We start from the raw sequence: 11,073 nt of genomic DNA on the forward strand, positions 1-11,073 counted from the left end.
GCTCACGCTGTCCGCCCTGGGCTGGACGCCGGGCCCTCACCCGTCTTCGGCACCGTGGGCGCGCAGGCCATCAGGTTCAACGCCCCGACCGGGCGTCATCTCCACTCCTTCCGCTGCGTCGGTACGGCTGCCGAGGGCAATGGTGAGCGGCTCAACCACTGCCAGCGTGTAGGGGCTGACGCCTGCTCCCATCGTGATGGCCCGTGCCTGCCCCGAGTGCCGCCAATGCGGCTGCCGCGCTGTGGTTCACGCTCGTCATGGGAATCCTCTGTGTAGCGACGCGAATTTCAGCAGAGTAGGTCGAGCAAACGGCCCAGTGCGCCTCGAAAAATACGGGCCGGCTCATCACAGCCGGTTGGCGAACTACTGCTGTGCGACTGCCAGTTCTTGCGCTCACGCGTCGAGCAACAACTGCCGCTTGCGCAGCAATTTCTGACCATTGTCTCCGGGCTTCGACAGGTAGGTTCATCACCGGATGCCCGCAGGGCAACCCGCTTTGAGCGACCCGCTTTTATTCCGAGGAGTTTTGGCATGCGAAAGCCACGCGCTGTCTACGCCGTGCTCACCGCCGTACTGATTGCCGTTACAGGGGTCGATCTGACCGCCACCACGGCGTCGGCCGCGGAGCACCGGGGTGGTTTCGTCGTCAGCAAGGCGCAGTACAACAAGATGTTCCCGAAGCACAAGAAGGTCTACAGCTACCAGGGCCTGGTCAAGGCGATGAAGGCCTTCCCGGCGTTCGCGCACACCGGCGACGCCAAGACCAGGAAGCGTGAGGCCGCGGCATTCCTCGCGAACGTCAGCCACGAGACCAGCGGGCTGATCTACATCAATGAGCAGAACAAGGCCGCCTGGCCGACCTATTGCGCCGTCGAACCGTACGGCTGCCCGGCCGGCCAGTCCGCGTACCACGGCCGTGGCCCGCTCCAGATCAGCTGGAACTACAACTACAAGGCCGCCGGCGACGCGTTCCACGTCGACCTGCTGCACCACCCGAACCTCGCGGCGAAGAACCCCACCGTGACGTGGGAGCTGGCGCTCTGGTACTGGATGACCCAGTCCGGCCCGGGCACCATGTCGTCGCACCACGCGATGGTCAAGAACCGCGGTTTCGGCGAGACGATCCGCAGCATCAACGGCGGTGTCGAGTGCAACGGCGGCAACCCGGCCGAGGTGCACGACCGGATCGCGAAGTACAAGAAGTTCACCAAGATGCTCCACGTCAGCACGGGCGGAAACCTCGGCTGTTGACGCCCCATGACCGCGGCGGCACGTCGACATTCTCCGTGCATTGCTGATTCACCCATCGCTGATCGGCGCCTCGCGGCGCCCGTCAGCCACTTGGAGACGTCATGCGAAAATTACCCACCCTGGCCCTGATGCTCGTGCTGACCGCGATACTCGCGGTCAGTGGTCCGGGCGGCACATCCACGGCGCTCGCGTCCGGCAGCCATACCGGTGTCTCCGCCGCCCCGGTGAAGAAGAAGGGCATCAGTGCCTGGAACTTCCAGGGGGTCACCAAGGCACTGGCTGATGCGAAGGTCGGTTGGTTCTACACCTGGTCCTCGGACAAGGGGGGAATCAAGGCTCCGCGCGGTGTCGAATTCGTACCCATGATCCACGACGCGGGCTCGGTGACCGAGAGGGAACTCGACCGGGCCAAGAAGCAGGGCGGGACGTTGCTCGGCTTCAATGAGCCCGACAGGCCGGACCAGGCGCACATGTCGGTACGTCAGGCACTCGACCTGTGGCCCCGGTTGCAGTCGACCGGTATGCGGCTCGGCGCGCCCGCCGTGGCCACCGGAGGCGATGTCGCCGGTGGCTGGCTGGACCGGTTCATGAAGGGTGCCGCCGCTCGTCACTACCGGGTCGATTTCATCCCCCTGCACTGGTACGGCGCCGACTTCAACGCCCAGCGCGCGACGGCACAGTTGCGCAGCTATCTCCAAGCCGTGCACCAGCGCTACAAGAAGCCGATCTGGCTCACCGAATACGCGCTGACCGATTTCTCCGCCGGCTCCCCGCGCTATCCGACAAAGGCGCAGCAGGCCGCGTTCGTAAAGCAGTCGACGGCCATGCTCCAGAACCTGTCCTACGTCCACCGGTATGCGTGGTTCACCCTCTCCACGAACCGCGGCGACGGCACCGGTCTTTACCACGGCGCGAAGGCCAACCGAGTGGGCGCTGCCTACCGCGTGGCGGGCTGAACGGAACATGCGCCCCAGAACCCACTCACTCCCACCCGGATCCAACTGCAAGGGAAACGAGGCAAGAAACATGAGGAAGCGGATCCTGCGACTGTCGCTCGCGACCGGCGTCGCCGCGCTGACCGCGACGGTGGTGCTCGCTCCGGCGAGTTCGGCCGCCCCCGACTCCGCGCAGGCCCACAGGAGGACGTGCTGGGCGTCGCACTACGGCCCGATACCCGCCGGCACCCAGACGTCCAACGGCGACGTCTTCGACAACAGCAAGAACACCGCGGCGACATCGCTGACCCGCAGGCCCCAGCTGCCGTTCGGCACCAAAGTGAAGGTCACCAACGTGGCCAACGGCAAGTCCCTGGTCGTGCGCATCAACGACCGGGGCACCTTCCGGCGGACGAAGCAGACACCCCTGTGCCTGGACCTGACCGACGGAGCCTTCCGCCGCCTCGGCGGCAGCCTCAACCCCGACGCCGGGCACATCGTCGTCCGGCAGAAGGTGCTGAGGTGACCTCCACAGCGGTGTCCGGCTGACGGAACACCCGAACAGCGCGGCGCCCGTCCCCGGGCTCGGGGGCGGGCGCTTGGCGGAGGCGGCCGATCGGTCGGCCTCCGGAGCTGGTTCTTGAGCAGCCAACGGTAGGGGCGGTCACCCGCGGGCTCCTCCCGCGGCTCGACGAACACCATGGGGGTCTGCGGGGCACAAGGATCACAGTCATGGCGCACCCTTCTGTGCCGATCCGCCTTCCTTTCTGCAGGTCAGCAGGTATGACGCTCAGGCCGGCCGCCGACCGCTGCGCCAAGCGTCGGCCGATGAGTACGTGGGCGAGGCGTAGCGGAGCGTTGCCCAGGGCAGCACAGTTCACGTTTCGTAGCGGCCATGGTGCGCGCGTGAGAGGGCGGCGGCGCCCTGGCAGGCGAGGGTGGCGACATCTTCTGCGTACTGGGCGATGTCGTCGGGCCATTTCGAGGTCGGCTGGAGGATCAGCAACGAGACGGCACCGTGCAGACACGCGCAGATGGTCCGGGTCAGCGCCGTCACATCGCCGTGGAGCACGCCGGCGTCGGCGCATCGCTGCACCGTTTCCCGCAGGAACCGGAAGCAGGCGTCGGCGACCTGCTCAGTGGCGGCTGTCGCGGGTCCGGTCGCGACCAGGCGGTAGCGCAGGGGATGGTCGAGCCCGAACCTGATGTAGGCGACACTGCGCTGGTGGAGTTCGGCGAACGGGTCGGTGGTCTGGGCGCTGATGCTCAGCATCCGTCGGCCGAGCTCGTCCCAGACCCCGAGGCACACGGTGTGCAGCAGTTCCAGTCGGTTGTCGAAGTGCAGATATACCGAGGGGGTGCTGACCCCGACAGCCTGTGCCACCGCACGGATGGTCACGCCGTCCTCGCCGGCGTCGTCGAGCAGCGTGCCGGCCGCTTCGATGAGCTCGTCCCTCAGTCGGCCGCCGTGGCCTCGCTTGGCGCGACTGCGCCGGCGGCCTTCGGATGTGCCGGCGCGGCCGTCGGCCGTGGTGTGGCCGGGTCCCTCAGTCATGGCGCTTCCGGAGGGCGACGAGTTGAGTGACGCGGACGCAGAGCCGGTCCTTGTCATCCCTGATGTCGATTTCCACGGCGACCGTCGACTTGCCGACGTGCAGCGGGCGGGAGGTCGCGAAGGCGCCGGTGCCGTGTACGGGCCGCAGGAAGTGGGTGGTGGATTCCATGGTCGCGGGGACGGTGTCGGCGGTCCCGTTCAGCGTGGCGCACACGGCGCCGGCTACATCGGCCAGCCCCATCAGTGCCCCGCCGTGCATCGCGGCGCCCACGGTGGACTGCTCGGGCGTGTAGGCGAGTTGCGCGGTGACAGCGTCGGCCTCGAGGGCCCCGAAGCGTATCCCGAGCGTCCTGGCGAACGGCGCCAAGGTGTAGACGTCTTGCGCGGTGATGGTCATCGCGGCCCCTCAGGTTGTCGCCGTTAAGTTAACGGTGACATGTTATGTGGGCGTCAGGGTTCGCGTCCACGCCTGTGCCGCGAGGCTGCAGGGCTGTGCGGTCTCCTGGTGCCGATCGGAGGCGTGCCGAGAGACGCCGAGCCGTCACTCGGATGAGACAACTTCAAGTGTCTGGAGAACCGTCCCACTTCGGTTGGAACACCGGCTCACCGAGGAGCGCGCTGGGTGGTGGCATCTGTCTTGTAGGGGTGGGAGCACCTCGGCCACCGAGACCGCGGGTGCTCGCACTCCTTGAAGAACGAGCCCATCCCATGAACCAACGTATCCCGCGCCACGTCCGACCGACTCCTCGCGACTGATGCTGACCTTTTGCTGACAAGGAGCAGTCGACGCAGGTTGTTGACCTGCGGAGGCCCAGAGGGTGGGCACCGCCCGCATGACGACAGGAGCCCGCCCCGAACACGACGGCTCCGTCGCGCCGGGGCGGGCCCTGCCGCCGGTCATGACGTCAGGGGTGCCTGCGGCGGCCCCGGCGGGCGAGTCGCATGGCTCCCGCGCCCACGGTGACGAGGGTCGCCCCCGCCGACAGGACGTACGGGGTCAGCCCGGTGCCGCCGGTCTTGGCGAGGTCGCTCTCCGTGGCGCGGCCGGCCATCTGCGGACGGGGCGCCGAACGCGCCGGCGCCACGGGGGCGTTCGCCCGGGGGGACCGGCAGGTGGCCTCCGCCAGGGTCACCGTTCCCTCCACCTTCGCGACGCCCAGGTGCAAGGGATCCACCGAGACCTGCAGCTGGACCGAGGTGGCGGCGGCCGTGCTGCTGGTCGTCTCCCTGTGGGAGAACGCGAGGCGCACCCTGCCCACCCCGGGAACCTCCACGGTCGTGCCGTCGCCCGTGACCGGCAACGACTTGCCCAGGGCCGTGACGGGGCCGACGACCTGGGACTCGGCGGTCGGCTGCTGTCCGGCGACGCAGGTCGCCGTGGCCGTCACCTCCTCCACCTCCACCACGGGCAGCACCGGGAGGCCGGGCACATGGACCCGCGCCCGCACGAGGTGGGTGGTGCCCCGTGCCCGGCCCCGCGCGACCTCGCCCCTGGCCATGGCGACGTCGGCCTGCAGAAGATTGACCGGCCGGTCGCCGTCGACCTTGTCGAGGGCGACGTCGAGGGTCTTCTTCTCGGCGGTCGCCGGAGCCCGGACCTCGTTGAGCGAGGCGTGGACGGGCACCGTTCCGGTCGGCCCGGAGACGTCCAGCGCGGCGCGGAACGCCGTCGCGGTGGCGCCGCCCTTCGACGCGTCGGCCGCCTCGGCGGCGGAGGCCTCTCCCGCGACAGCCGAGCCGGCCACGAGGAAGCCGGAGGCCGCGACGGCAGCCAGGCGGCGGGCGGATGGGGTCAGGGCTGAGATTCTGGTCAACGTGCGTGGTCCTTATGCGAGATGAGAGTCCCCAGAGATCCGTTCCTGACCCGGCCGGTCATCGACGGGCAGACAACGGGGCCCCATCCTGCCGAGTCACGACGCGTCCGCCCGGATGCCACACGGCGCGTTCACCGCAAGGAGGAAGTTTACGGACTCCTGTTTGATTCACGGACGCGTGCGGTCGGTGCGCTGCGGGCCTTGGTCCTGGACTCCGGTCCGGGCAGGCGCGGGGGCCCGTGTGTACGTGTGCGGCTCGGGGAAGGTTCCTTCCCCGCGGAGTCAGGGAGGGGCGGGCGGCATGGAGCCATTGACGCCGGACGATCCTCGTGAGGTCGGCCGCTATCGAGTGCTTGCCCGCTTGGGCAGCGGGGGTATGGGACGGGTCTACCTGGCCCGGTCGCCGCAGAACCAGCAGGTCGCATTGAAGGTCATCCGGCCCGATCTCGCGGAGGATCCCCTCTTTCGCCGGCGGTTCGCTCGGGAGGTCGCCGCCTCCCGGTCGGTGTCCGGGCCCTACACCGCCGGCGTCGTCGACGCCGAGCCCGACGGCAAGCCGCCCTGGCTGGCCACCACCTACATCCCCGGCCCCTCGTTGCAGGATGCGGTCCTGGCCGGCGGGGCGCTGCCGGAGTCGGCCGTACGGGAGCTGGGTCTTGGGCTGGTCCAGGCGCTCACCGCCGTGCACGCGGCCGGCGTGGTGCACCGCGATCTCAAGCCGGGCAACGTGCTGCTGGCGGCCGACGGTCCCCGGGTCATCGACTTCGGTATCTCCCGGGTCGTCGAGGCGAGCGCGCTGACCGGCACCGGGACCACGATGGGCTCACCCGGATACATGGCGCCGGAGCAGATCCGCGGCAAGGGCATCGGGACCGCCGTGGACGTCTTCGCGCTGGGCGCGGTCCTCGTCTTCGCGTCCACCGGGAGGGGGCCGTTCGGTGAGGGCACGGCCCACCTGTTGCTGTACCGCATCATGCACGAGGAGCCGTATCTCGGCGCGGTACCGGAGCGGTTGCGCGCGATCGCCGCCGGCTGCCTGGACAAGGACGCCGCGCGGCGCCCCGGGCTGCCCGAGGTCGGGGCGGCGCTGGGCCGGGGCCGGCCCGCGACGGCCCTGTTCGAACCCGGCTGGCTGCCCCGCCCCTTGGCGGCCACGCCCGGCACGGACCCGCGGCACATCCTCGTGCGCGCGCCGGGCGACCGCGGCGGCACCGGTGACCGCCTGCCGACGACCGGACCGGGTCCGCACGAGGTTCCCGCTCCGGCGAACGCGGCGTCCGGCCGGCGGCGGGTCCTGCTGGCCGCCGCCGGTCTCGCCGCCTCCGCCGCCCTGGGCTTCACCGGCTGGCGGCTGCTGGACGGCGACCCCCCGAAGGCCGGTACCCGCCTGTGGCGCTTCCCGCTCACCGGCGTCCTCGTCAACCATCCCGCGGTCGCGGGCGATCTGGTGTACGCGGCGAGCAATGACGGCACGCTGTACACGGTGGACGCCGCCAAGGGCGAGCGGCGCTGGTCGTACACCACCAAGGCGGCGCTGGGCTCGGCCCCGTACCTCGTGGGCGGTGTCGTCTACCTGGGCAGCGACGACGGCAAGCTGTACGCGCTCGACGCGAGGACGGGCGCGCAGCGGTGGACGTTCACCACCGGCGGGATCGTGCACTCGCCGGTGGTGACCGGCGGAGTCGCCTACGTCGGCAGCTCCGACGGATACCTGTACGCCGTCCAGGTGTCCGACGGCAGGCGTCTGTGGCGGTTTCGGACCGGCCATGACACCCATTGCCCTGCCGTCGTCGAGGACACCGTCTACGTCGGGTGCAGTGACACGCGCCTGTACGCCGTCAACGCCTACGACGGCAGCAAGCGCTGGACGTTCACCACGGCCGGCGCCATCTCCTGGTTCCCTGTGGTCACCGGCGGACTGGTGTACTTCTGCAGTACCGACCAGACCCTGTACGCCGTCCGTGCCGCCACGGGCCAGGAGGTGTGGCGGGCCGGCGGGGTCGCCGCCAAGGCCGGGCCGGCGGTGGCGCGCGGCCTGGTCTACTGCGGCGGCGGCCGGGAGCTGCGAGCCTGGGACGCCGGCACGGGCAGGCAGCGCTGGTCGCTGAGCACCGGGGGCGACGTGGGCGCACCCGTGGTGGCGGACGGGGTCGTGTACGCCGGCAGCGGCGATCAGAGGCTGTACGCGGTGGACGCCGTCGACGGACAACAGCGCTGGACCTTCACCGCGGGCGCGGAGGTGCACCCGCCGGTGGCCACCGCGGACGCCGTGTACTTCGGCGGCGCCGACAGCCGGCTCTACGCCGTCCGGGCGTAACCTCTCGCGCGCCCCGGCACGCCTCTGGCACGCTCCCGCGCGCCCGGCAGCCGGAACCGGCCGACCGCGCACCGTGTCTGAAACGGTGCGTAGAGTTCGGCCGGAGTTCTGCACCGCAGGCGTGCGGTGCGCCAAGGGGGAGGGACCATGCCGGTCTCCCGGCTTCGAGACGAGGACGCGCGGACCGCCTACCGGCGCTGCGCCTGGATCACCGGACCACTGGCGGCCGCGCCGGAGGGACCGGTGCGGGTGCGGTTCCGGGCCGTGCTGAGCACACGCCGGCGCATCCTGCTCACCGCGCTCGCCGCGCTCACCGCGGTCGGCGGCATGGCCCTCGCCGGCTGGCTGCTGCTGCCCGGGCACATCCCCGGCCCCGGGCTCGCCGCTGCCGGCGACTGGCGACTCGTCCTCGCCCGGCTCGCCTTCTGCGCGGTCGTCGCCGTCGAACTCATCAAGGTGGTCCAGGTCTGCGCCGTCTGGACGTTCGCCTGGCACGCCAAGGACCCGCTGCCGCTCACGCCTCCCACCGGTCTGCGGATCGCGATGCTCACCACCATCGTGCCGAGCAAGGAACCCCTCGACGTCGTCGAGGACACCCTTCGGGCCATGCTGCGGGTCACCTACTACGGCGGCAGCGTCGACGTGTGGATACTCGACGAGGGCGACGACCCCGCGGTCCGAGCCCTGGCCGCCCGGCTCGGCGTGCACCACTTCACCCGTAAGGGACGCCCCGAGTACAACCGGCCGTGGGGCATCTTCCGCAGCCGTACCAAGGCCGGCAACCACAACGCGTGGCGCGCCGAGCACGAGCGCCGTTACGACGTGGTCGCGCAGATGGACCCCGACCACGTCCCCCTGCCCTGCTTCCTGGAGCGCACCCTCGGCTACTTCCGGGACCCCGACGTGGCGTTCGTCGTCGCACCCCAGGTGTACGGCAACATGTACGACAACTGGATCGCCCACGGCGCCTCCGTCCAGCAGTACTTCTTCAGCGGCATCGTCGAGCGCGGCGGCAACGGACTGGACGCGCCGTTGCTCATCGGGACCAATCACGTGTACCGGGCGACGGCGTGGCGGAGCATCGGCGGCTACCAGGACTCGATCATCGAGGACCACCTGACCAGCATGCGGGTCCAGGGCACGGTCAACCCCTCCACCGGCAACCGGTGGAGAGGCGTCTACACCCCGGACGTGATCGCGGTCGGCGAGGGCCCCACCAGTTGGACCGACTACTTCAACCAGCAGAAGCGCTGGGCGTACGGGGTCTGGCAGATCAAGCTCAACCGCCGCCTGACCGAGGGGATCCGTCTGGACCGGCGCCAGCGGCTGCTCTACACCCTTGTCCAGCTGTACTACCCGAGCGTGGCCGCGACCCTGCTCCTCGGCACCGCGGCAACCGCCTTGGCGCTGACCCTCGGTGTCATGTCGGCCGGACTGCCCGGGCCCACCTGGCTGGCACTGTGGTCCGCCGGGATGGGTGCCTGGCTGTGGCTGTGGTGGTGGCTGCGCCGCTTCAACCTCGCCGAGCACGAGCGGCGCGAGCTGGGGCTCCAGGGCTTCGCCCTGGCGCTGTTCGCCGGCCCCGTGTACGTGGCGGCAGCGGTCTGCGCCCTGCTGCGCCGGCCCCTGGCCTACGCGGTCACCGCCAAGGGAGCACTGCGCAGCGCCGATTCACTGCGCACCTTCCGGCTCCACCTGGTGTGGGCGACCCTCATCGGCGCCCCGCTGGTGGCCAGTTACGGCCTCGGGCACACCAACCCGGCACCTCGGTTGTGGGCGGTGCTGGCCCTGCTGGCGGGGCTGCTGCCACCTCTCCTGGCGTCGACACGTTCCGCCCCCCGGTCCCTCGCCCCCGCCACCGACCAGACCGAAGGTGAGCCGGGCACGCGGGGTGCGGGGGCGCAGCAGCCGTCCGTCCGCGTCCCGCAGGCCCCGGCGCCTGCTCCCCTTCCCCTCCAGCAGTGGGAGGGCCGGTGAGGTTCACGGTCACCAGGCTTCTCGCCACGGTGCTCGCCGTGGTCCTCGGGGGATACGTGTTCGTGGTCGGGCCGCATCTCGCGGGTGAGAGGGAGCGGCGGCGGGAGGCGGCCATCGATGCCGCGCTGCCGCCCACCGCGAGCATCGAACCGACCCCCGCCGGCGGTGGCCGTGCGGCCGGCAGCGGGCACCGGGTGTTCCCCGCCCGCGGTGACTCCTTCGTCGGCATCATGACCGCCGGGGGCGTCCACGACCTCACGGAGGCGGCCCGGTTCACCCGCCGCACCGGCCACCGGCCGCAGGTCTACGAGTTCTCCCAGGACTGGGCGCACGACCGGTTCGACGCGGACCTGATCGACAACGTGGCCCGCCGCGGCATGATGCCCCTGCTCGCCTGGGAACCCTGGGACCACCGCGCAGCGGGAGCCGCCGCGCAACTCCGCGGCGACCAGCCCGCTTACCGGCTCGCCCGGATCATCGACGGCACCTACGACCCCTACCTCCGCTCATGGGCCAGGGGCATCGCCTCGCTCCGCTACACGGTGGGCATCCGCCTCGCCCACGAGATGAACGGTTACTGGTATCCGTGGTGCGAGCAGTCCAACGGCAACCACCGCGGCGAGTACGTGCGGGCCTGGCGGCACGTGCACGACCTCTTCGTGCGGGCGGGCGCGAGCAACGCGATCTGGGTGTGGAGCCCCAACGTCGGCTACCGGAACGCCACCCCGTTCGAGCGGCTCTACCCGGGCGACGCGTACGTGGACTGGGTGGGACTCTCCGGCTACTACGGAACCGTCGGCAAGGAGAGCTACCAGTCGTTCGACCAGCTCTTCTCCGACTCCGAGAAGCGACTGCGCCGCCTCACCGTCAAGCCCCTCGTGATCACCGAGGTGGGCGCCACGGACGCGGACGGCCGCAAGGCGGAGTGGATCGCGGACATGTTCCGGTCGCTGCCCCGGCACCCGGCCATCATCGGCGTGATCTGGTACGAGGCGGTCAAGGTGATCGACTGGCGGATCACCACCTCCGCCGGCAGCGTCAGGGCCTTCACCTCAGGGATCTCGGCCCCGCGCTACCGCACGCCCTGGACCCCCGGCACCGAGCCACGCCGCAGACTCTGACGCCCCGCCACGGAGTCGGCCCCCCGCCGCCACAACCATGTGCTCCCGCCCCATTGTGTTGCTCCTTGCGCGGCTTTACTGTTCGACTTTGCCTGAGTCTGTT

Annotated in this window: 9 protein-coding genes; 6 read left to right on the forward strand and 3 right to left on the reverse strand. The window is 70.5% G+C overall.

Features of this window, described 5'->3' with window-relative positions; all coding sequences use genetic code 11:
• Window positions 1–531 precede the first annotated feature (531 nt).
• From ABB07_RS03620 to ABB07_RS03630, 3 genes are all read left to right on the forward strand, one after another.
• Window positions 532–1,251, forward strand: coding sequence for a chitinase (locus ABB07_RS03620; protein ID WP_208897197.1), 720 nt, complete (start codon window positions 532–534; stop codon window positions 1,249–1,251).
• Window positions 1,252–1,379: 128 nt separating this feature from the next.
• Window positions 1,380–2,207: a glycoside hydrolase family protein gene (locus tag ABB07_RS03625; RefSeq protein WP_208897198.1), complete on the forward strand. Its 828-nt coding sequence runs from the start codon at window positions 1,380–1,382 to the stop codon at window positions 2,205–2,207.
• Between the two features lie 70 nt (window positions 2,208–2,277).
• Window positions 2,278–2,712, forward strand: a complete 435-nt coding sequence (locus ABB07_RS03630) for a septal ring lytic transglycosylase RlpA family protein (protein ID WP_244189205.1) — start codon at window positions 2,278–2,280, stop codon at window positions 2,710–2,712.
• Between the two features lie 351 nt (window positions 2,713–3,063).
• Here ABB07_RS03630 and ABB07_RS03635 read toward each other — a convergent pair whose 3' ends face one another.
• The 3 genes from ABB07_RS03635 to ABB07_RS03645 all read right to left on the reverse strand — a co-directional run bounded on the left by ABB07_RS03635 (window position 3,064) and on the right by ABB07_RS03645 (window position 5,555).
• Window positions 3,064–3,741 (reverse strand): TetR/AcrR family transcriptional regulator, encoded by a 678-nt coding sequence (locus ABB07_RS03635; protein ID WP_208897200.1) that lies wholly within the window; start codon window positions 3,739–3,741, stop codon window positions 3,064–3,066.
• Window positions 3,734–4,138 (reverse strand): PaaI family thioesterase, encoded by a 405-nt coding sequence (locus tag ABB07_RS03640; protein WP_208897202.1) that lies wholly within the window; start codon window positions 4,136–4,138, stop codon window positions 3,734–3,736. The genes ABB07_RS03635 and ABB07_RS03640 overlap by 8 nt, the downstream gene beginning before the upstream one ends.
• Window positions 4,139–4,646: 508 nt before the next feature.
• Window positions 4,647–5,555: an SCO1860 family LAETG-anchored protein gene (locus ABB07_RS03645; protein ID WP_244189206.1), complete on the reverse strand. Its 909-nt coding sequence runs from the start codon at window positions 5,553–5,555 to the stop codon at window positions 4,647–4,649.
• Between the two features lie 301 nt (window positions 5,556–5,856).
• On the opposite strand from ABB07_RS03645, the gene ABB07_RS03650 reads away from it, so the two are divergent.
• The 3 genes from ABB07_RS03650 to ABB07_RS03660 all read left to right on the forward strand — a co-directional run bounded on the left by ABB07_RS03650 (window position 5,857) and on the right by ABB07_RS03660 (window position 10,970).
• Entirely contained in the window at window positions 5,857–7,872 is a 2,016-nt protein-coding gene (locus ABB07_RS03650) for an outer membrane protein assembly factor BamB family protein (protein ID WP_279617372.1), read from the forward strand.
• Between the two features lie 147 nt (window positions 7,873–8,019).
• Complete coding sequence (locus tag ABB07_RS03655) at window positions 8,020–9,849, forward strand: glycosyltransferase family 2 protein (protein ID WP_208897206.1); 1,830 nt, start codon at window positions 8,020–8,022, stop codon at window positions 9,847–9,849.
• On the forward strand, window positions 9,846–10,970 hold the full coding sequence (locus ABB07_RS03660; RefSeq protein ID WP_208897208.1) for a glycoside hydrolase family 26 protein: 1,125 nt from the start codon (window positions 9,846–9,848) through the stop codon (window positions 10,968–10,970). Before ABB07_RS03655 ends, ABB07_RS03660 begins: the two co-directional genes overlap by 4 nt.
• Window positions 10,971–11,073: the final 103 nt, after the last annotated feature.

The organism is Streptomyces incarnatus (assembly GCF_001027185.1).
In the GTDB taxonomy this organism is placed as follows: domain Bacteria; phylum Actinomycetota; class Actinomycetes; order Streptomycetales; family Streptomycetaceae; genus Streptomyces; species Streptomyces puniciscabiei.